We start from the raw sequence: 20,565 nt of genomic DNA, 5'->3' as shown, positions 1-20,565 counted from the left end.
GGTTTATACAATGTTTTCTATTAACAGCGAAACAATACTCTTTTTACAGGGGGGTAACAGGGGGTTAATAGGGATTTACCCCTGCTAACCCCCTGTTATACCCCTGTTAACCCCCTGCTATACCCCTGTTAGTATATAACCTGATTTTCATTCATTGTTGGGATATACATTGGGACAATAGAGAGGAGCTGTTGATCAATAAGATCAGATTATCAATTCGTTTTAAACTGCAATGATGAGGATGTAAAGCTGATGAAATCGGTGTGTTTGAACAGAGGACAGGAGCGGGGCTAGTAATTATACCTGTATAATGCGTTGAATAGCGCTAAACTCCTGTTATTTTATCAGAATTTTTACTAAATTTGTGTCAGAATTTATTTATTGAAGACGTAAGTGTAATAACATAATTGTACATGTTGTTTTATGTTTTCTATTTTTTAACAATTTAAAGATCATAGTTGTAAATGATTAAAATTACACTACCGGATGGTTCCGTAAGAGAGTATCAACAAGGGATCACTGCTGCAGAGATTGCGTTATCAATCTCGGAGGGGCTTGCAAGAAACGTCCTTGCTGCCGAAGTTAATGGTGAAGTGTGGGATTCTACCCGTGCTATTGAAAATGACGCTACTGTCAAGTTATTGACCTGGAATGATACCAAAGGTAAATCCACTTTTTGGCATTCTTCAGCCCACTTATTGGCTGAGGCTTTGGAGGTATTGTATCCTGGGATTAAATTTGGTATTGGTCCCGCGATTGAAACCGGATTTTACTACGATGTTGATTTTGGTGATCGTGAATTTTCGTCTGATGACTTTAAAGCGATCGAAGACAAGATGCTGGAGCTGGCTAAACGGAAAGAAACATTTGAACGTAAAGCTGTTTCGAAATCGGATGCATTGGCTTACTTTACTGAAAAAGGAGATGAGTATAAGCTAGATTTAATCAAAGACTTGGAAGATGGAAAGATTACTTTCTATACTCAAGGGGAATTTACAGATTTATGTCGTGGGCCTCATATTCCAAATACTGGGTTTATCAAAGCGATTAAATTGACTAATGTTGCCGGTGCTTACTGGAGAGGTGATGAGTCTCGCAAACAGTTGACACGTATTTATGGTGTTACGTTCCCTAAAGCATCGGAGCTTACAGAATATTTGAAATTTATAGAAGAGGCGAAAAAACGCGATCACCGTAAACTGGGGAAAGAGTTGGAACTTTTTGCTTTTTCTGAAAAAGTTGGTGCAGGTTTGCCTCTTTGGTTGCCTAAAGGTGCTGCATTACGTCAAAAGCTGATAGACTTCTTACAGAAAGCACAGTTAAACTCAGGGTATGAGCCTGTTGTTACTCCGCATATCGGACATAAGCAGTTATATGTGACTTCTGGACACTATGAGAAATATGGCGCGGATTCATTTCAGCCGATAAAGACTCCGATCGAAGGAGAAGAGTTTTTGTTAAAACCAATGAACTGTCCGCATCACTGTGAAATTTATAAAGTAAAACCACGTTCGTATAAGGACTTACCGGTTCGATTTGCAGAGTTTGGTACTGTATATCGTTACGAACAGTCTGGTGAGCTTCACGGATTGACAAGGGTGCGTGGATTTACTCAGGATGATGCCCATTTATTTTGTCGTCCCGATCAGGTTAAAGATGAATTCAAAAAGGTAATCGATTTAGTACTTTATGTTTTTGGAGCCTTAGGCTTTAATGATTATACAGCACAAGTGTCGTTACGTGATCCTGAGAATCGTACGAAGTATATTGGTACTGACGAAAACTGGGCTTTGGCTGAATCTGCAATTATTGAAGCTGCAGAGGAAAAAGGCTTGCCGACAGTCGTAGAATATGGTGAAGCGGCTTTCTATGGTCCAAAATTGGATTTTATGGTGAAGGATGCTTTAGGTCGTAAATGGCAGTTGGGTACTATACAGGTGGATTACAATTTGCCTGAGCGCTTTGAGTTGGAATATACAGGAAGTGATAACATGAAACATCGCCCTGTGATGATTCACCGTGCGCCCTTCGGATCTTTAGAACGTTTTGTGGCTGTATTGATCGAACATTGTGCTGGACAATTCCCATTATGGCTTGCTCCTGAGCAATTTATCGTCTTGCCAGTGTCAGAAAAATATGAAGAATATGCTCAAAATGTTTTGAATTCGCTAAATAATTCCGATATTCGCGGACTGATAGACTTACGTGACGAGAAAGTGGGCAGAAAAATCAGAGACGCCGAAGTGAAAAAGCTTCCTTATATGTTGATTGTAGGGGAAAAAGAGGTGGAAAATGGCACAGTTTCTGTACGTAAACATGGCTCAGTGGAATTAGGAACTATGACTGCTGAGGCATTTAGAGATATATTAATTAAGGAAATAACCGTTTAATTTTTAAACATTTGGCATTAAAAAGACCCGGTGGTCCAAGACCACCAATGAGAAAGAAAGAACCAGATCACCGCATTAATGAGTTAATCAAAGTACCTGAGGTACGTTTGGTAGGAGATAATGTGGAGCAAGGAGTTTTCCCTACGCGCAAAGCGTTAGAGTTGGCTGATGAGTTGGAACTTGATTTAGTGGAGATTTCGCCAAATGCTGTACCGCCGGTTTGTAAGATTATCGACTACAGTAAGTTTGTTTACGAACAGAAGAAGAAACAAAAGGAAATCAAAGCTAATGCAAAACAGACTGTTATTAAAGAAATCCGTTTCGGACCTAACTCTGGTGAGCATGATTTTGAGTTCAAATTGAAGCATGCGATTAAGTTTCTTGAAAGTGGAGAGAAAGTTCGTGCTTATGTACACTTCAAAGGTCGTGCTATTGTACACAAGGATCAAGGTGAAATCTTGTTGTTACGCTTTGCTCAGGCTTTAGAGGATTACGGTAAAGTAGAGCTTTTACCGAAATTAGAAGGTAAACGCATGTTTTTAACAGTAGCTCCAAAGGCTCCTAAAAAATAATAAGAATTCTAACAGATTGATATAAAATTTATAAGTATTATGCCAAAAGTTAAAACCAATTCCAGCGCAAAGAAACGTTTCAAATTGACTGGAACAGGTAAAATTGCAAGAAAAAACGCTTTCAAAAGCCACATCTTGACAAAAAAGAGCACAAAACGTAAACGTAACTTAACACAAACAAGTTATGTATCTGATGGCGATATGGGCAACGTAAAACGTATGCTTGCTATCGGTAAATAAGTTTTATTCGATTTTATTAATAATAATTTTTTAACCGGGTATAAGGTTGTAAGTTCATTGAAATACATGACACCTTCTACCAAACTAATTTTAAAAATATGCCACGTTCGGTTAACGCAGTAGCTTCTAGAAGAAGACGCAAAAAAATCCTAGGCCTTGCAAAAGGTTACTTTGGATCACGTAGCAAAGTTTATACTATTGCTAAAAATACAGTAGAAAAAGGTTTACAATACGCTTACCGCGATCGTAAAACCAAAAAACGCGAGTTTAGAGCTTTATGGATTCAACGTATCAACGCTGGAGCTCGTCAACACGGAATTTCTTATTCCCAATTGATCGGTAAATTAAACGCTAAAAACATTGGTTTGAACCGTAAGGTTTTAGCTGACTTAGCTTTAAATAACCCAGAAGCTTTCAAAGCAGTTGTAGACGCAGTAAAATAGAGTTTTTAATCCGCTGTCAATTTGTTAGAGATATTAAAGGAGCCTAAAAGGCTCCTTTTTTTGTTATGACGGTTACTGTATCTTTTTTGGGACGTTATGTGCCAGGTAAACCCAATTCAATGCTATGTTTCATTTTAGTTCTTACTCCCCAATTATACTCTTGATGCAAGTGACGCTGTATATTACAACTTATAGCTCTTTTAGATTTGAAATTAGGTTTGATTTTTGTTGATCTGTAGAAAACATAACATTATGAAACTAAGAACAATTACATTTGGATTTTCACTTCTTTTGATCGGAAGTTTGGTGATGGCGGCCAAAGAGCCAGTTTCGAAGGCTCTAACGAACGATGTGGTTAATCAGCAGGGAAAAGTTATCTCAATTGAAGGGGTGAACAATAATCGTACGATAGAGGCCAAAGGGGGGGAGATTGTACAAATAGAAGGTGCTGACAATAAAGTTGTAATCCGTGGCAATGTAAGTAAATTGATTATTGAGGGGAAGGGGAATACTGTAACAGGGAATGACATTACAACGGTGACGATAGAGGGGGCAGACAATATGGTTAATATTGGTTCAGTAGAGACTGTTCAAATTGAAGGAGTCAAAAACCATGTCCATTATAAGTCTACGAAGAACAAGTCTGGTCAGGTAAAAGTGTCTACTGAAGGCGCGGATAATATGGTGATGAAAATGAAATAATGTAAATCAGATTTCCATAAAAAAGGGTTGTGTATATTATTTACAGAACCCTTTTTTATGAAAATGGTAGCTACGGTTTGTCTTGATCGTCCTCGGGATGACTGCGAGCAACTGTATCCCCCTGGGATTGAAATTCCGCTCCAGCTTCGTTTTCTCCTTGTTTCATCGTTGAATAAGGCTTTAGAAAGTCTTGATCAAAAGGATGCTCTGTCGCAGCCTTGGGAATAATCTGATCGTTCTGATATGGGCGAACACAGGTACCCTTTACACGTTCCGATTTATAGACATAAGTTCCCCAAATACAGAAAAAGATAATAGTTCTTATCGTATCTTCATATTTGGTAAATATGTCATCGGTTTTATTCAAGTATTGTTTGAACATAAAATAGCCTGCAATTGCATCTAGTGTACAAAATATGGCCATAAATAGTGCAACCATAAAGAAGGTCTGAGCGAAAATATCCCTTCTCTTAATTAGAAGGATACAGCTATAAATCAATCCAGACAGTATCAATATATTACCGATTATTTCCAATAATAGTAAAGTTCTGTATAGAACGGGGGAAACACCTTCCAGTTGATCTACCGCTTGCCAAGTATTTAAACTAAAGAAAGACTGTTGGAAGATAAATATACCGGATAAGGTCAATATATTTATAAATAGTACAATAAGCAGTATGATCATCCATCCGCCGATCTGATCGTGATAAATCTCGTCATAAGGTTTGATGATAAAAGCTTTGGTCTTATTATACTTTTTAACAATATACCAGATGACAGCTGGCACCAGAAGAACGAATAGGATCAGGACAAACCAATTAAAGTCTTCCGCCGATGCCGGCGTACTCAGATCAGTTATCCCATCTGTTACATATCCGTCATTGTCAAGATAGAAGCCATTATAAAAGATATGATCACGATCTGCAAAATCTGCATAATACTGTTTCAGGTCTTTTTGTTCGACAAAGGGTTCGTGGAAACTTAACGTGTATGCAACCTTAATACTATCCTGTTCTACTTCCAGTGTTTTGCCGAAAACATACGCAGTGCGGTCGAAATAACTATTGTCTCTATAATTACCGAATTCTTTTTTCCCTTTGTTGACAATATACATTTCGTAGGTTAGATCTGTTGGAAAAGAAAGGCTTAGGGGAGCAATACGATCCTCCATAATCTCTGGAAGCTTGTCATTTATATTTGTTCCCAACAAAGGAATATATTTTTTAGTAGATCCGCTTTCTGTCTTTCCAATGTTTTTTATTTTATACTTTTCGATGATCTCCACAATATTGTTCTCCACATCATCTTTGTATTGTATATGACTAATTTTATTGATCTTCGGATAGATCTTGGCATAATACTCCAAGTATTGCTTCTGTATGTCATTTTTTGCACTACTTTGAATATAAGTACGCATATCGTCCGCTTCATTTCCAACATAAGTTGTGTGGACATCAAGGGTAGCCTCAAATTTGCCTTCCATCGTCAAGGTTTCCTTGACTTTAATATTGCCGACAATATGCTGCGGTACGTCTGTAAGCTTTCCACTACCCATAGTCGAGAGTACTTTTCCATAAGCTGGGAAATACCTGTTTTTGATATCTCCACCCTGATTAGTTATGGTTGGGTCAATATATTGGGACCGTCCACTAATATTAACTTCAATAACCATATGGTTGAAAGCATAAGGCGAGGGAAGTTCTTCCTGCAGGCCTCTATTCTTATAGGTATTGGCTAATACGAGTCCTGCATCAATATTCTTGTTTTTGAGCATTGTGGCCAGCAGCATTGATTTATCTTTACAATCGCCGTAGCGCTGGGAAAATACTTTTTCTGGAACATTTGCCCGGTGCGAATATTCTCCCATCTCAATACCCATATAGCGTATCTCATTTTGTACAAAGTCGCAGGCCTTTTTCAGGTACGCATAGGGTTGCCCGTTGGACTCTTTCCAAAGTTGATTGACGAAGGCTTGAAGTGTACTTGTCGTTGCTATTTGTGGAATAGGATTAATTTTACGGTTCCATTGATCAACTTCCTGCCAGGTATTGAATTCCGAGCATTGGATATATTTTAAAGGGCTGTACCACGACGGACTATAATCCTCGTACTGAACCGTTTTGTCCGCCGTCAGCTCCCAGAAAAAATTTGTTGTATTTCCTGTTGACTGTTGCTGTGCCTCAGGTGCGCCATTGAAACTTTTAAACTGAAGTTTGCGACCATTGGGTACAATATAGTTGAGATGAACCAGACCTGTAGGTTCATATCCCTGTAAGTAATAGCTGTCGAAAAATTTCTGTTCAAATACCGGATTTACACCTATTATTGAATAAGCAAATACAATCTTGTCGTCTTTGCGTAAATCTTCCAAAACATAATGGGCCATTTGACTTCCGTTGTAAATGGATCTCGAAAGCTCTGTTTCGGAGGCAAGGAGCTTAAATTTTGCCTGCGGTAATAGGTTGATATCTTTGCCGTTCCGAATAACCTTTAACTCATGTAGTTGAAGGTTTTGAAAATGCGGATCAAAGGTTACCTGGACTTGTCCCAGATTTTCGATTCCAGTCTGATCAAATAGAACTTTTATGTCCTTATAATATTTTGTTTGGGTAGCTAAGTTTATTTGATGTTCGATTAACTCATAGTAATATCCATCACTAATATCATCCAAATTTGGCTTTATGGGCTTTTATTTTTACTGAGAATTTAGAAAAGGTCATTATATTGTTGTTATACAAAATGTATTGACTTTTCGTGTGAGACGAATGTGGGCTAGGTAAACAGATCGTTATACCGTAAAAAAGGAATTGTCCACACGATTTTATTCTCAGGAGTCTGAACAGTACTTAAGGCCGCTATTTGGAGCCTGGATAAAACAAAAGGATAGACGAAGGAGGATTAAGTCGATACGATTTAAATTCTTGACTATGGGTATTAGTAAACAATGCATTGGGATAGATATCTCAAAAGGGACCTTCACAGCATGTCTGTGTCAACGTTCAGATGATGGAGGATTAGCGTTCTCCAAGGCAATTGATTTTAGTAACGACAGCAAAGGATTCAACCAGTTCCTTCGATGGACGAAAGGAGTCATTGCCAGAGATGCAGCACTTGTTTTTTTGATGGAAGCTACCGGTGTGTATTATGAGAACCTTGCCCACCATCTGCACAAGATTAAGAAAAGGGTTCATGTTGTTCTTCCCAATATGTCGAAACACTATTTTTCAAGCCTCAATATCAAGACCAAAACAGATGCTGTTGATTCCAGAATCTTGAGTCAGTTCGGTGTCGAAAGGATTCATAAAGCATGGACCCCGCCTCCAGCCATATTATTGCAGCTGAGAAATTTGACCAGATACTATGTCCAGCTACAAGAGCAGAAAACTGGATTGGGTAACATCAAACATAGCAAAGACTGTTCGCATGATATCCAAACCTTTATCCTGAAAAGCAATAAAAAACTTATTACTGAGATAGATAAGGAAATTGTCAGATGCCTCAGGGAAATCAACAGGCTGGTAAAGTCGGACGTGGGTCTCCATAAAAAAATTGAGAAGCTTGCAACGATAAAAGGTATCGGAATGATCACCATAGTTACCATTCTTGCTGAAACAATGGGGTTTGAAGAGTTTGGTAGCGCCAAACAACTTGTCAGCTATGCCGGCTATGATGTGGTTCAACGGGAATCTGGAACATCGGTCAAAGGAAAAACCAGGATATCAAAGAAAGGGAATAGATATATCAGAAATGCGCTGTATTTCCCGGCTATGGTAGCCTGCAGATATAATTCTGTGTTAAAGGATGCTTATACGAGAATTATCCTGAAAAAGCCGTCAAAAATGGTCGGACAGGTTGCTGTACAGAGAAAATTATTAATCTTAATGTATACACTTTGGAAAAATGACACCGTGTTTATAGAAAATTATAAAGTAAGTAGTCCCGATCCGAAAACCGAGACTACACTAGATAGTTCAGAACCTGAACTTCTTTAGATTACAAAAATACTTTTTTGTCTAAATATTTGGAATTTAAAACAGTACCTTTTTTGTAGTAGGGCGGAGCCAATTTGGTGATGCTGTTTTTTGGATAGTTGTTTGGCTAAAAGACCAGGAAAATGCAGCTAGTACGAGTACAAAGGCAAATAGAAGATGGCTAAATCTTTTCATTAATTCATTAATTTAGCCTAAGATAAGTAAAAATTGGACGTAATGGTAACCGAATTTAAAGAGTATTGGAAATCTGGATTTAGTTGAGTTTAGGGTCTTTAGAAATAAAAAGGGTTGTCCAAATATTGCAGTGCCCCCAAAAAGTTAGACACTTTCTGGGGGCATTTTTTATGAATAAGAAAAAGAAGCACAGCTTTGAATTTAAGCTGAGCTGTGTTAAACAGATGGATGAGCATTATCGCTCTGCAAAATCTCTTGGCAGAGAATTAGGAATCGCCTATTCGTTACTTGATACCTGGTATAGGATATATAAGTATCATGGATCTGCAGGACTTCTTCCCAGAAAAGGGAAAAGGATCTTTAGCCCGTCTTTTAAGTTGTCAGTCCTTAACGCAATCCGTGAAGAAAGTTTATCTTTGAAAGAGGCTCGCGTGCGCTTCGACCTTTCCTCGGATGACCACATTATCAACTGGCAGAAAAGACTGGATGAGTTTGGTCCGGCAGGATTGGAGCCGCGGGCTAAAGGAAGACAACCTATGACTAAGAAATCAAACCAACAGATCAAGCGAAAGGTCAGGAAAACGAATAAACCACTCACGCGTGAAGAGGAACTTTTGCAGGAGAAAGAGTATTTACGGGCGGAAAATGCTTTGCTAAAAAAGCTCCAAGCCTTAGCTCAAGAAGAAAACAAGCGCAAGCCATAATGGAGCTAAGGCATCAATTCGACCTGGATACCATGTTGAGCTGTGTTAAAATGGCAAGGAGTACTTTTTATTATTACTCCGGGAAATCAGGACAACCGGACAGGTATGAACGGGTAAGGAACCTGATCAGCAGGATATACCATGACCATAAGGGGCGCTTTGGCTATCGCCGTATCGTACTGATGCTCAGACGACATGGAGAGGGTATCAACCATAAGACCGTGCTTAGGCTGATGGGAGAAATGAAGCTGAAGAGCCTGATCAGGGTGAAAAAATACCGGTCCTACCGGGGTGACCTGGGCAAGATAGCTCCCAATATCCTTAACAGGGAATTCAAGGCTGACAGCCCAGCCCAAAAATGGGCTACTGATGTTACAGAGTTCAAAGTCAGGGGAAGAAAGCTCTACCTTACCCCGATCATTGATCTGTTCAATCAGGAAATTATCAGTTATGAGCTTACTGACAGACCGGTGTTCAAGGCGGTAATGGACATGTTGAAAAAATCACTTCCTTTTGCAAAAGTATCCTCACAGTTGATTTTACATTCAGATCAGGGATGGCAATATCAAATGCAGAAGTATCAACAGTGGCTCAAAGAAAACGGAATCACTCAAAGCATGTCCAGAAAAGGAAATTGCCTTGATAATGCTGTAATTGAAAATTTCTTTGGAACTTTAAAATCAGAGCTGTTCTATCTAAAACAATATGAATCAACAGAGAAGTTAAAAAGCGAAATAGAAGATTATATATCCTATTACAATAATCAACGGATAAAACTAAATTTAAATGGAATGAGCCCGACAGAATATCGAGCTCATTATTACAAATCTAATTAACTAAATTTGTCCAATCTTTTGGGGGCAGTCCAATATATGGACAACCCTTTTAGTTGCTGATTCGGTAATCTTATAATTTACTTTCTCTTTTTTTCTTTTTCTTGACAACTTTAGGCATCTGAGCTTGCTTTAACTCGTATTGTCTTTCAATGTATTGTATTATTTCGGAGGCGATATCCTTTTTGGTCGCTTTCTCAATACCTTCCAAACCAGGAGATGAATTAACCTCGAGTACTAAAGGGCCACGATCAGAAGGGATCATATCAACGCCACATACCGTAAGCCCTAACTGTGCTGCAGCGGCGATCGCTGTGTCTTTCTCAGCCTTACTTAAACGGATAATTTGTGCGGTACCGCCACGATGGATGTTTGATCTAAATTCACCTTCCTTTGCCGTACGTTTCATTGCACCTACAACTTTGCCGTCCACCACGAATGCGCGAATATCAGAGCCTTTAGATTCTTTGATGAACTCTTGAATCAGAATGTTATTGCCAAGGCCGTAGAATGCTTCGATAACGGATGAAGCGGCTTTCTTTGTCTCTGCAAGGACTACCCCAATACCCTGGGTTCCTTCTAACAATTTGATAACTAATGGAGCTCCACCAACCATGCTGATAAGGTCGTCTACGTCAGAGGCCGTACGTGCAAATCCCGTAATTGGGAGTCCGATTCCTGCACCGGATAAAATCTGCAGGCACCTCAATTTGTCCCGAGATCGCGTAATTGCCTGGCTGGGATTAGCGGAAATAACATCCATCACCTCAAATTGTCTAACAATAGCTGATCCGTAAAATGTTACCGATGCTCCTATCCGCGGAATAATGGCATCGATATCACTCAGATCCTGTCCTTTGTAATGAATACTGGGTTTACCTTGTTGAATACCTACATAACATTTACTGTGGTCGATGACAACGCATTCGTGTCCTCTTTGTTGTGCGGCTTCTACGAGACGACGAGTTGAGTATAAACTCTTTACTGTCGATAATACGGCAATTTTCACGATTTGTATATTGAGTATATTTTGTGCTAAGATAACAAAATAGCTTGGCTATTTGTTTTTATTTTGCCAAGGCCTTCACGGAGAGATTTTCCTTGGAAACATCAACCAAAAACCTTTTATATAAAAAATTTTTCCCCAAAAGCATAGGGTAGGTCATTTGGGATCGATTTCTAAAGGATATCTTAATGCCAAACACTTGGTCGTACAATGTTGCTGTGGTACGGATATAAAATCGCTTCTCTTCTTGACCAAAAGAGCTTTTAACCAATTTTGTTTTATAGAGCTTTAATTTTAAAGTTTTTGTCTCTTCGGTTTCAAAATTAATGATAAGTTCGCAGATAATCCAGTCCTGACCATCTTCCTTAACTACCTTGTACGAGTTGCAGTGTAGTACCGATGAAGCAGCGCCGGTATCGACTTTTGCTTCTATACCATATATTCCCAATTCAGGTAAATCAAGGGTCTCTTTCCAGCCCACAAGAAGTTTTTCTTTCATGTATACCAAATTGAAAAAATAGCCCTGTCCCATGTATAAGCAGGGGACAGGGATGAAAATCTTTTATTCGTAGATAAATTCTCCGTAAGGAGAGGTTATAGTAACTTTTTTAGCCGTAGATTCTTCCACGCGACCTATGATTTGAGCCGGAATGCCGAATGATTCTGAAATAGCAATGATATCCGATGCAATCGATTCAGGTACATATAATTCCATACGATGTCCCATATTGAATACTTTGTACATTTCTTTCCAGTCTGTATTGGATTCTTTCTGTATTAATTCAAAAAGAGGTGGGATCGGAAAAAGATTATCTTTGATGACGTGCACATTATCCACAAAGTGTAAGACCTTTGTTTGCGCTCCACCAGAGCAATGCACCATCCCGTCAATTTGAGAACGATACTTGTCTAGTATTTGTTTGATAACAGGCGCATAAGTACGTGTCGCTGAAAGAACAAGCTTACCCGCAGTTATTTTTTCTCCGGTTTCAACTTCGATTTCATTTGTAAGATCTTGGCTTCCCGCGAAAACTAGTTCGTAAGGAACAGCTGGATCATACGCTTCAGGGTATTTTTCAGCTACTTTTTTGTTAAATACATCATGACGTGCAGAAGTTAGTCCATTGGAACCCATTCCGCCATTGTACGACTGTTCATACGTTGCTTTTCCATTCGATGCTAAGCCAACAATGACGTTACCGCCTTTGATGCGATGATTTGAAATAACATCTTCACGTTTCATCCGACAGGTTACTGTACTATCAACAATGATGGTACGAACAAGGTCGCCAACGTCGGCAGTTTCACCTCCTGTAGAATAGATGCCAATTCCCAACTCCCGAAGTTCCGCCAGAATCTCTTCTGTACCATTGATGATTTCAGCAATCACTTCACCAGGAATAAGATTCTTATTTCTGCCAATCGTTGAGGATAAGAGAATGTTATCGATGGCGCCTACACAAAGCAAGTCATCAATATTCATGATAATTGCGTCTTGTGCGATACCTTTCCAAACTGAAATATCACCAGTTTCTTTCCAATAGACATACGCCAATGAAGATTTGGTGCCAGCACCATCAGCATGCATAATATTACACCAGTCTGGGTCTCCACCCAAAATATCTGGAATTATTTTGCAAAATGCTTTGGGAAACAGACCCTTATCTATATTTTTTATCGCATTGTGCACATCCTCTTTCCCTGCGGATACGCCTCGTTGATTGTATTTTAAATCTGACATCTTAGGGCAAAAATAAGCAATAGGACTGAATTAACGAATCTAATTCGTGTAATTTAATCACTTATTATTACGCACCATTGTTTAATTAGATTTTCGAGATTACTTTTCGCATTGGCTGGACTTGTGCTAGGTAAGCATCTGTAAATAATGTCCGCTCTTTTGTTGAAATGCTTTAAGTATAAACTGTGCGCTTTTTGCCCGTTAAAAATAATTTGTGTGATTTTAGGGTGGGCTTCTAGCAGCTCAACAAGCTGATTCGGAACTTCATTTTGTATGGCTAGATCCATACTGCCGGGACGAGAGGCTTCTGCGCAAACGTCCCAAAGACCGATGTTGTTTTTGAATAATAGATCTATCTTCTCCGTATAATTTGTTTGTTCCGGCGCATTAAACAAAGAGGTGATTACTTTCCAGAATCGATTTTGTGGGTGCGCATAATATTCATTTTTTGCCAAAGACTTGTCTCCAGGCAAAGAGCCAAGGATGAGTATTTCTGTCGTGGAGTTTACTAAAGGTAGAAAGGATCTTTTGCGCATAATCAAAAATAGTAATTTTAAATTTTCATTTGAAATATGAAAAATATTATAGTATATTTATGATATTAAAATGATATCAAATATATATTAACAAATTATGGAAAAACTAATTAAACCAATGTCTGGCTATTTAGCCTTATTGATAGCTGTTGTCTCCTTTGTGGCAGCTATATTCTCCTTCGCGAATGTCGAAGCAAGTTCCCTGTATGTTGTGCTGGGGGTGATATTGATGATTGCTACTTTTTTTATTTTAAAGGGATTGATGATTATTAATCCAAATCATTCACGTGTGCTGAATTTCTTCGGAAAATATGTAGGTACTGTTAAGGAAAATGGATTATTTTTTGTCAATCCGTTGTATTCAACGATTAAAGTAAGTCTTCGGTCGGATAACTTACAGGGACAGACACTGAAAGTAAATGACAAGATGGGAAATCCAATCGAGATTGGAGCGGTTATCGTATGGCAGGTAGGTGATACGTATAAAGCTGCTTACGATGTAAGTAATTATACATCTTATGTACGCACGCAGAGTGAAGCAGCAGTAAGACATTTGGCCGGAAGCTTTCCTTATGATAACCTGGAAGATGAAGGCGCGGAGATCACTTTGCGCGAAGGTGGGGATACCGTAAATCATATTCTTGAACAAGAATTGTCAGATCGTTTGGCTCCAGCCGGGGTTATTATTAAAGAGGCCAGAATCAGTCATTTGGCTTATGCTTCCGAAATTGCAGGTGCTATGCTTCAAAGACAACAGGCGGCAGCAATTGTGGCAGCAAGGGCAAAGATCGTAGACGGTGCTGTTGGGATGGTGGAAATGGCCTTGCATAAATTGTCTGAGAAAGATATTGTAGAGTTGGACAACGAGAAAAAAGCAGCAATGGTCAGCAATTTAATGGTGGTGCTCTGTGGAGAGAAGGCGGCGACACCAATTGTAAATACAGGTACTTTGTACCAATAAACGAAATGAAATGGCGGATAAGAAAAACTTTATGCTACGCTTAGACGACCAGATGTACAAAGCATTGGAAAAATGGGCTGCAGATGAGTTTAGGAGTGTTAATGGGCAGATCGAATATCTTTTACATAAAGCGCTGCAGGAAAATAAAAGATTGGGTGCTGAAAAAAAGACTACCGATAAGAAATAGCATAGAGTAAGGAACGAAAACTGTACCTTTGGCTTCGCAATCGACAAAGCCAAGGGTACTTTTTATTTTAATGTTTTAGCGAAAAAAAGATGAATGTTAATCCAGCGTACAAGTTATTGGTCGTAAGTACAAGTACGATCTATGGTAGTGAGTTTTTAGCTTATATTAAGCAAGATTTTGTAGAATTTATTCAGTCAGACGAATTGCTATTTGTCCCTTTTGCGAGACCATCAGGAATTTCGTTTGATGGTTATACGGCTAAGGTGCAGGACGCACTGAGAGATAGCGGTATAACGGTTCGGGGGCTGCATGAGTTTCATAACATGAAGAAGGCTATTCAGGATGCTAAGGCTATTTTTATTGGTGGAGGAAATACATTTCTACTCTTAAAAACCTTGTATGAGCTGGATTTGGTACAGCAATTGCGTGTACAAGTAGCAAAGGGGATTCCATATGTCGGTACATCTGCGGGGTCCAATTTGACCGGACTAACAATAGGAACTACAAATGATATGCCTATTGTTTATCCGCCTAGCTTTGACGCACTTGGTTTCTTACCTTTTAATATTAATCCACATTATTTGGATCCGGATCCAAATTCTACACATAAAGGAGAGACAAGGGAAACGCGAATCCAGGAATTTCATCAGCTTAATCCTCAGCCAGTCATAGGCTTGCGTGAAGGGAGCTGGTTGCATGTAGATGAAGGAAATATAGAACTGAAAGGTAATTTAACAGCCCGGCTATTTAAAGCTGGTTTTGAGCCCGAGGAGCTAGCGCCTGGATTAATTAATTTTTAAGATATTGTAAAGTTCATGGGCATATCAAGTCAAATGTACTCTTCAATCTAGTAGTAGACGATTTTACGAAAGACTAGCAGCAATTCCCATTGGAAAAAATAGTTTTTCAGATTGTTGAAAATCATACAAAATAAGCTACTTTTGCGCTAAATCCATTAAAATATTCTTCCAATGGAACAAAATTCAGCATTACACCCAGCCGATATCGCGGAAGAAATATCGCGTTTAAGTAAGGGAGAACAACATCAACAGTTTATGGACTATCCTTTGGAGGATAGATTGGAGATCTTTTCTTTTTTTGAAATGGATGTTCAATATACGTTGATCAAATCCATGACGGAACATGAACTGTCCGAATTGCTGAATAATTTGAAGCCGGATACGCGTAATGAATTACTGTCTGAATTGCCTGATGATCTGATCAAGTATCTGATCAATCTATTGAATGAGCGCGAGAAGCAGATGGCTTTGGAGCTGATCGGATATAAAGAGGATAGTATTGCCCGGCTTATGACGCCAATGTATGTGCAAGTTCGTCCTTATTATACTGTGGATGATGTTTTTCGGCATATCAAGGTGTTTGGAAGGAAGGCCGAAACGCTTAATTTTATTTATGTAGTTGATGAGAAAAATGTGTTGATCGATGACTTGAAAATTGGTCAATTACTGCTATCGGATTCTTCTACCAAGATTTCCGACTTAATAGATTACAATTTTGCCGCGATTAAGGCTTCCACACCCATGGAAGAGGCATTCGAGATTTTTCAAAAATATGACCGAAGTGCTTTGCCTATTATTACAGAAGCAGGGGTATTGGTCGGAATTGTGACATTTGATGACGTGTTGGATCGAATTGAAGATCGGGATACAGAAGATATTCAGCGATTTGGGGGGATGGAAGAATTGGATCTGGCTTATACTAAAACTCCTTTGTTGCAATTGATTCAAAAAAGAGCCGGCTGGCTGATCATCTTGTTTTTTAGCGAAATGCTTACAGCTTCGGCAATGGGATTTTTTGAAGGGGAATTGGAAAAGGCGGTTGTACTTGCTTTATTTGTTCCTTTAATTATATCCAGTGGGGGTAATTCCGGGTCGCAGGCGGCATCTTTAATTATTCGTGCCATGGCGCTCGGAGAGTTAAAGCTGAAAGATTGGTGGTACGTGATGAAGCGCGAAATTTCTTCTGGTTTAATCTTAGGTGGAATATTGGGTTCGATCGGATTCCTACGGATATTGGCTTGGCATTTTCTTGGTCTGTATGACTATGGTCCTTATTGGATTTCAATTGGTTTTACGGTTGCTGTTTCCTTATTGTTTATTGTTTTATGGGGGACTTTGTCAGGATCGTTTATTCCATTTATTCTACGTCGGTTTGGATTGGATCCGGCGACGGCATCAGCACCATTTGTAGCTACGTTGGTGGATGTTTCAGGATTGATTATCTATTTTACTGTTGCAGCATTCTTTTTGCATGGAAAACTACTATAGTTCGGATGATAAGATTTTAAAAAAAGCCTAAAGCATACTTATGATTTAGGCTTTTTTTTATCAAAAAATTTTTCTCGTGTCTTTATTAAAGTCATCTATCCATTCATTGTGGTCTGCACTCTTATTCTTGACATGTTTTTTTGCCCTATCTTGTTTTTATTTGAAGTAGTTCATAATGGGATGCAAGGAGATAGACTGAGAAGCTGAAAGCGCATTGTCTTGTTTATAAAGTGAGTCTGCTTATAAATTGAGTCTGCGGTATAATTTTTCCTTTAAACCGCCTTTTTGCGCAATATAAATTCCTTTTTTTCCGGAAAATAAAAAAGCGACTATACACGCTATTGCTATAAATAAAATAGGCTGAATCCCAAATAATTCATAACCCATTACAATACAGGCGAGCGGGGTGTTTGTAGCGCCTGAAAATACAGCTACAAAGCCCATGGCAGCCAGCAGGCTGATGGGAAGTGGAATAACGGTGCTTAATGCACTCCCCAAGGTTGCCCCGATAAAAAACAGCGGGGTGACTTCTCCGCCTTTAAATCCGGCAGAAAGGGTGAAAGTCGTTAAAAGCAATTTGATGATAAAGTCATAATAATTCGACTGATCGACAAATGCGTTCTGAATCATGGGGATACCAAGTCCAATATAGTTACTGCTATGGAATAAAGTAATGATAAGTACTAAAATAATACCGCCGATCACTGGTCTAAGCAGAGGATATTTAATTCGTTTGAATTGAAGGCTAAAGAAATCGCTGGCAAATGTAAAAAGCCATGCTGTAATACCGAATAGAATGCCTGCGGCGAGGCTAAATCCAATATTGGTCAAGGACAGCATTGGAATAACATCATGAATTGGATAATGGGTGTGTGGAATATTCCATAATTGACAGCTGAAGTTCGCAAAATAGGCGGTAAATAAACAGGGCAGAATACCGAAATATCTTTTTTTGCCAATCAGTAGTACTTCCAGTCCGAATATCGTTCCGGCGAGCGGGGTGCCAAACACAGCGGCAAAGCCTGCAGTGATGCCGATCGAAATTAAGATGCGACGTTCAGTTTTATCGAAGTCAAACCAGCGATTAAGCTGATCGGAAACTGCTCCACCTATCTGTACAGCAGTTCCTTCACGACCTGCAGAACCCCCAAACAGATGTGTAAGTAAAGTTCCGAATAGGACAAGAGGCGCCATGATAAGCGGAATGCGGCGTTGGGGATGAAGGTATTCTTCAATCAGCAGGTTATTTCCTTTGCTTGCTGGATTTCCCCAATACTTATAGGACAATGCTATGGCAAATCCCGCTAGGGGAAGTCCATAAATTATCCAAGGATGAGCTTCTCGGTACTGCGTTACCCAATTGAGGGAAAAGAGAAAAAACGCACAAATAGAGCCTACGATGAAACCTATCGCACTACAGGAGATAAGCCATTTAAGAAAAAAATGAAGATTGCTTTGATTTGAATGTGTTATAGCCATAAGTCTACACTTTATATAAAATTGTTGTTTTATACTAAAATAGTAGACGTCATCAGCTTATTAAGGCGGTTCAGGGCAGACATCATTGCCATATATAGTTCAAATCTACAAAAAACGAATGATAATAGCAACCCAGCCTGCGATCATAAGTAATCCGCCGAGCGGGGTAATTGGGCCAAGAAACTTTAGATTCTTTTTCCAGTATTCAGCAAACGATAGAAAATATATACTTACCGAGAATAAAAGAGTTCCTAGTGTGATCAGATAAAATGCGACTCGTTCAGACTGAAGCTCAAAGTGGAAATTGAATCCCAGAATCAATAGGGTTAGCGCAGCATACATTTGATATCGAACGCCGACCTCAAAGGATTCCAGTTTTTCAGCTGATAGGAATTTTTTGAATGCATGGGCTCCAAATGCACCTAGGATAATAGCGAGTCCGCCAAATAGGGCGGCTGTGATGATGACAACGTTTTGCATGCCTAAATTTACTAAATTGCGGGTTTAATCATATCAATATGAAGGATTCCATAATCAGGGTAGGGCTCGGAAATTTGTTTAAACCCTAATTTTTCATAAAAGGATTTTAAATGAAATTGCGCACCTATCTGTATCTCACCTTCACCAAATTCTTTATAGAGCGATTCGATAGAATGAATCATTAATTGTTTGCTCAGACCGGTTCCGCGCGCTTCCTCGGCGACGATAACCCTACCAATCGAAGCTTGTGGGTAGGAAAGGCCCGGAGGAACCAATCTCGTGTATGCTATAATACGATCATCTTGTTCTGTCCACAGATGTAGACAGGCAAAATCTTTATCGTCCAATTCAGGATATAAACACTCCTGCTCCAAAACAAACACTTCCATTCGAAGCTTTAAAATACGATATAATTCTGTCGTGTTGAGTTCGTCAAAACTCTTTAGATTCCACTGAAAAGCCATAATTGAAATAAAAATAGAGTCAAATTATGTAATCGATATGGCTGGAAAGACATATCCAATTTAATTTGACTCTATTGATTTAAGCATTTTATGCAAGAAGACTTTTAACAACTTCAGAGATGGTTTTTCCATCTGCTTGTCCAGCAAGCTTTTGATTTGTGGCTCCCATTACTTTACCCATATCTTTAATGGAGGAAGCTCCTGTTTCGGCGATAATTGCTTTGACAATCGTTTCGACTTCTTCTCTGCTTAGTTGTTTTGGCAAATAAGCCTCAATTACTTTTTCTTCCTCAACTTCAATTTCATGAAGATCTTCACGGTTCTGAGTCTTGTAAATTTCAGCAGATTCGCGACGTTGTTTTACAAGTTTTTGTAAAACTTTAATCTCCGCCTCCTGATTAAGGTCTTCGGCATGACCTTTTTCTGTCTTTGCTAAGAGGATAGCTGCCTTAATTGCACGTAAGCCACGTAATTTTGCCGTGTCTTTTGCGATCATTGCGGCCTTAATGTCTTGATTTATTTGTATTTCTAATGACATGATATTTAAATTATTTTCGATTGACAATTGTGCCTGTCGCTTGCGCTGTAGGCATTATTAATAGATCGTTTATATTAACATGTGCAGGTCTGGTAATGACGAAAAGGATCGTTTCGGCAATATCTTTCCCTGTCAGGGCCTGCACACCATTATAGACATTTTTAGCTCTTTCCCGATCTCCATGGAAACGAACTTCCGAAAACTCCGTCTCCACCATCCCGGGGTCGATAGATGTTACTTTAATGCCCTGAGTTAACAAATCAATGCGCATAGCTTTAGTTAAAGCATCAACAGCATGTTTGGTAGCACAGTACACATTTCCATTCGGATAAACCTCTTTCCCTGCAATAGATCCTAAATTAACAATATGGGCGCCGTTTTCAGTATCCATAAGTGGTATCACAGATTTACTCACATACAGTAAACCTTTAATATTGGTATCAATCATTCTGTCCCAATCTCCGATATCACCATTTTGAATAGGATCCAATCCTTGGCTCAAACCAGCATTGTTGATGAGAACATTTATTTTCTTCCATGCTGGAGGCAGGCCCTCAATTTGATTCGCAACTTGTTCAGCATCGCGAACATCAAGCTCAAAAATATGGATCTGAATAGTAGGGTAGGCCGCTAACAATGCATCTTTTAATGCCTCTAAACGGTTTAACCTGCGCGCGCAAAGTAAAAGATTGTAACCTTCTTTCGCTAAAACTTCGGCACAAGCCTGACCAATTCCTGAACTTGCTCCTGTAATAAAAACTGTTTTAGTCATATAAAGTAACTCGTTGATATTAAAAATTAATCCGATTTCACTCAAAACCAGATCTTAGCTGGT

21 protein-coding genes and 1 riboswitch are annotated in these 20,565 nt (G+C 39.1%); of the genes, 11 read left to right on the top strand and 10 right to left on the bottom strand.

The genetic code is table 11. The annotated features are described in order from the left end of the window. Positions 1–464: 464 nt before the first annotated feature. The 5 genes from thrS (at position 465) to CBM24_RS17810 (ending at position 4,347) form a co-directional block, all read left to right on the top strand. A complete protein-coding gene (thrS, locus tag CBM24_RS17830; protein ID WP_088162192.1) occupies positions 465–2,390 on the top strand; it encodes a threonine--tRNA ligase in 1,926 nt (641 codons plus the stop codon). A gap of 11 nt (positions 2,391–2,401) precedes the next feature. After that, the gene (gene infC, locus CBM24_RS17825) at positions 2,402–2,962 is read left to right on the top strand and encodes a translation initiation factor IF-3 (protein ID WP_075993338.1); all 561 of its coding nucleotides are present in this window, start codon (positions 2,402–2,404) and stop codon (positions 2,960–2,962) included. A gap of 39 nt (positions 2,963–3,001) precedes the next feature. Further along, the gene (gene rpmI / locus CBM24_RS17820; RefSeq protein ID WP_002993964.1) at positions 3,002–3,202 is read left to right on the top strand and encodes a 50S ribosomal protein L35; all 201 of its coding nucleotides are present in this window, start codon (positions 3,002–3,004) and stop codon (positions 3,200–3,202) included. Positions 3,203–3,300: 98 nt separating this feature from the next. Beyond that, positions 3,301–3,645: a 50S ribosomal protein L20 gene (gene rplT, locus CBM24_RS17815; protein WP_046674462.1), complete on the top strand. Its 345-nt coding sequence runs from the start codon at positions 3,301–3,303 to the stop codon at positions 3,643–3,645. A 252-nt stretch (positions 3,646–3,897) separates the two neighbouring features. Then, a complete protein-coding gene (locus tag CBM24_RS17810; protein WP_088162191.1) occupies positions 3,898–4,347 on the top strand; it encodes a DUF3060 domain-containing protein in 450 nt (149 codons plus the stop codon). Between the two features lie 70 nt (positions 4,348–4,417). On the opposite strand, the gene CBM24_RS17805 is transcribed toward CBM24_RS17810, so the two are convergent. Continuing rightward, positions 4,418–7,018, bottom strand: a complete 2,601-nt coding sequence (locus tag CBM24_RS17805) for a DUF3857 domain-containing protein (RefSeq protein ID WP_088162190.1) — start codon at positions 7,016–7,018, stop codon at positions 4,418–4,420. A gap of 256 nt (positions 7,019–7,274) precedes the next feature. Here CBM24_RS17805 and CBM24_RS17800 point away from each other — a divergent pair, with 256 nt between their 5' ends. Continuing rightward, complete coding sequence (locus CBM24_RS17800; protein WP_088160153.1) at positions 7,275–8,339, top strand: IS110 family transposase; 1,065 nt, start codon at positions 7,275–7,277, stop codon at positions 8,337–8,339. Positions 8,340–8,683: 344 nt separating this feature from the next. Next, positions 8,684–10,053 (top strand): IS3 family transposase gene (locus tag CBM24_RS28115; protein ID WP_410528349.1). Its coding sequence is split into 2 segments (ribosomal slippage): positions 8,684–9,179 and positions 9,179–10,053, totalling 1,371 coding nucleotides; the frame shifts between segments, so codons are not numbered across the junction. A 70-nt stretch (positions 10,054–10,123) separates the two neighbouring features. Here CBM24_RS28115 and rimK read toward each other — a convergent pair. The 4 genes from rimK to CBM24_RS17770 form a co-directional block, all read right to left on the bottom strand. Then, positions 10,124–11,059 carry a 30S ribosomal protein S6--L-glutamate ligase gene (rimK, locus tag CBM24_RS17785; protein WP_088162187.1) on the bottom strand — a complete coding sequence of 312 codons (936 nt, stop codon included), beginning with the start codon at positions 11,057–11,059 and terminating at the stop codon, positions 10,124–10,126. Positions 11,060–11,117: 58 nt separating this feature from the next. Next, positions 11,118–11,555 carry an ATP-dependent zinc protease gene (locus tag CBM24_RS17780; RefSeq protein WP_088163625.1) on the bottom strand — a complete coding sequence of 146 codons (438 nt, stop codon included), beginning with the start codon at positions 11,553–11,555 and terminating at the stop codon, positions 11,118–11,120. Positions 11,556–11,618: 63 nt separating this feature from the next. Beyond that, entirely contained in the window at positions 11,619–12,797 is a 1,179-nt protein-coding gene (locus CBM24_RS17775) for an AIR synthase related protein (protein WP_088162186.1), read from the bottom strand. A gap of 53 nt (positions 12,798–12,850) precedes the next feature. Then, on the bottom strand, positions 12,851–13,333 hold the full coding sequence (locus tag CBM24_RS17770) for a DNA-deoxyinosine glycosylase (protein WP_088162185.1): 483 nt from the start codon (positions 13,331–13,333) through the stop codon (positions 12,851–12,853). A gap of 97 nt (positions 13,334–13,430) precedes the next feature. Between CBM24_RS17770 and CBM24_RS17765 the strand changes: the two genes are divergently transcribed. From CBM24_RS17765 to mgtE, 4 genes are all read left to right on the top strand, one after another. Next, positions 13,431–14,294, top strand: a complete 864-nt coding sequence (locus CBM24_RS17765; protein ID WP_088162184.1) for an SPFH domain-containing protein — start codon at positions 13,431–13,433, stop codon at positions 14,292–14,294. 10 nt (positions 14,295–14,304) lie between these two features. Beyond that, positions 14,305–14,481, top strand: a complete 177-nt coding sequence (locus CBM24_RS17760) for a ribbon-helix-helix domain-containing protein (RefSeq protein ID WP_088162183.1) — start codon at positions 14,305–14,307, stop codon at positions 14,479–14,481. Between the two features lie 89 nt (positions 14,482–14,570). Further along, the gene (gene pepE, locus CBM24_RS17755) at positions 14,571–15,281 is read left to right on the top strand and encodes a dipeptidase PepE (protein ID WP_088162182.1); all 711 of its coding nucleotides are present in this window, start codon (positions 14,571–14,573) and stop codon (positions 15,279–15,281) included. A 171-nt stretch (positions 15,282–15,452) separates the two neighbouring features. Next, positions 15,453–16,769 (top strand): magnesium transporter, encoded by a 1,317-nt coding sequence (mgtE, locus tag CBM24_RS17750; protein ID WP_088162181.1) that lies wholly within the window; start codon positions 15,453–15,455, stop codon positions 16,767–16,769. A gap of 240 nt (positions 16,770–17,009) precedes the next feature. Here the strand turns inward: mgtE and CBM24_RS17745 are convergent, their stop codons facing one another. The 5 genes from CBM24_RS17745 to CBM24_RS17725 all read right to left on the bottom strand — a co-directional run bounded on the left by CBM24_RS17745 (position 17,010) and on the right by CBM24_RS17725 (position 20,502). Next, a complete protein-coding gene (locus CBM24_RS17745; protein ID WP_088162180.1) occupies positions 17,010–18,248 on the bottom strand; it encodes a voltage-gated chloride channel family protein in 1,239 nt (412 codons plus the stop codon). A gap of 36 nt (positions 18,249–18,284) precedes the next feature. Then, positions 18,285–18,347, bottom strand: a riboswitch (Fluoride riboswitch). Between the two features lie 6 nt (positions 18,348–18,353). Further along, positions 18,354–18,728: a DUF423 domain-containing protein gene (locus CBM24_RS17740; protein WP_088162179.1), complete on the bottom strand. Its 375-nt coding sequence runs from the start codon at positions 18,726–18,728 to the stop codon at positions 18,354–18,356. An 11-nt stretch (positions 18,729–18,739) separates the two neighbouring features. Then, a complete protein-coding gene (locus tag CBM24_RS17735; protein WP_088162178.1) occupies positions 18,740–19,192 on the bottom strand; it encodes a GNAT family N-acetyltransferase in 453 nt (150 codons plus the stop codon). 88 nt (positions 19,193–19,280) lie between these two features. Then, positions 19,281–19,730, bottom strand: a complete 450-nt coding sequence (locus CBM24_RS17730; RefSeq protein WP_088162177.1) for a GatB/YqeY domain-containing protein — start codon at positions 19,728–19,730, stop codon at positions 19,281–19,283. Positions 19,731–19,740: 10 nt separating this feature from the next. Continuing rightward, positions 19,741–20,502, bottom strand: a complete 762-nt coding sequence (locus tag CBM24_RS17725) for an SDR family NAD(P)-dependent oxidoreductase (RefSeq protein WP_088162176.1) — start codon at positions 20,500–20,502, stop codon at positions 19,741–19,743. Positions 20,503–20,565 lie beyond the last annotated feature (63 nt).

It is taken from the genome of Sphingobacterium sp. G1-14 (assembly GCF_002196555.1).
In the GTDB taxonomy this organism is placed as follows: Bacteria; Bacteroidota; Bacteroidia; order Sphingobacteriales; family Sphingobacteriaceae; genus Sphingobacterium; species Sphingobacterium siyangense.
This window is presented reverse-complemented; position numbering and strand designations above follow the sequence as displayed.

What these genes read in the sequence shown, in the direction of transcription:
- CBM24_RS17770 (WP_088162185.1), bottom strand. Translation starts at nt 13,333, where the DNA reads ATGCGCAAAAGATCCTTTCTACCTTTAGTAAACTCCACGACAGAAATA.
- CBM24_RS17760 (WP_088162183.1), top strand. Translation starts at nt 14,305, where the DNA reads ATGGCGGATAAGAAAAACTTTATGCTACGCTTAGACGACCAGATGTAC.
- pepE (WP_088162182.1), top strand. Translation starts at nt 14,571, where the DNA reads ATGAATGTTAATCCAGCGTACAAGTTATTGGTCGTAAGTACAAGTACG.
- CBM24_RS17735 (WP_088162178.1), bottom strand. Translation starts at nt 19,192, where the DNA reads ATGGCTTTTCAGTGGAATCTAAAGAGTTTTGACGAACTCAACACGACA.
- CBM24_RS17775 (WP_088162186.1), bottom strand. Translation starts at nt 12,797, where the DNA reads ATGTCAGATTTAAAATACAATCAACGAGGCGTATCCGCAGGGAAAGAG.
- CBM24_RS17740 (WP_088162179.1), bottom strand. Translation starts at nt 18,728, where the DNA reads ATGCAAAACGTTGTCATCATCACAGCCGCCCTATTTGGCGGACTCGCT.
- rpmI (WP_002993964.1), top strand. Translation starts at nt 3,002, where the DNA reads ATGCCAAAAGTTAAAACCAATTCCAGCGCAAAGAAACGTTTCAAATTG.
- CBM24_RS17780 (WP_088163625.1), bottom strand. Translation starts at nt 11,555, where the DNA reads ATGAAAGAAAAACTTCTTGTGGGCTGGAAAGAGACCCTTGATTTACCT.
- mgtE (WP_088162181.1), top strand. Translation starts at nt 15,453, where the DNA reads ATGGAACAAAATTCAGCATTACACCCAGCCGATATCGCGGAAGAAATA.
- CBM24_RS17800 (WP_088160153.1), top strand. Translation starts at nt 7,275, where the DNA reads ATGGGTATTAGTAAACAATGCATTGGGATAGATATCTCAAAAGGGACC.
- CBM24_RS17730 (WP_088162177.1), bottom strand. Translation starts at nt 19,730, where the DNA reads ATGTCATTAGAAATACAAATAAATCAAGACATTAAGGCCGCAATGATC.
- thrS (WP_088162192.1), top strand. Translation starts at nt 465, where the DNA reads ATGATTAAAATTACACTACCGGATGGTTCCGTAAGAGAGTATCAACAA.
- CBM24_RS17810 (WP_088162191.1), top strand. Translation starts at nt 3,898, where the DNA reads ATGAAACTAAGAACAATTACATTTGGATTTTCACTTCTTTTGATCGGA.
- CBM24_RS17745 (WP_088162180.1), bottom strand. Translation starts at nt 18,248, where the DNA reads ATGGCTATAACACATTCAAATCAAAGCAATCTTCATTTTTTTCTTAAA.
- CBM24_RS17725 (WP_088162176.1), bottom strand. Translation starts at nt 20,502, where the DNA reads ATGACTAAAACAGTTTTTATTACAGGAGCAAGTTCAGGAATTGGTCAG.
- rplT (WP_046674462.1), top strand. Translation starts at nt 3,301, where the DNA reads ATGCCACGTTCGGTTAACGCAGTAGCTTCTAGAAGAAGACGCAAAAAA.
- CBM24_RS17765 (WP_088162184.1), top strand. Translation starts at nt 13,431, where the DNA reads ATGGAAAAACTAATTAAACCAATGTCTGGCTATTTAGCCTTATTGATA.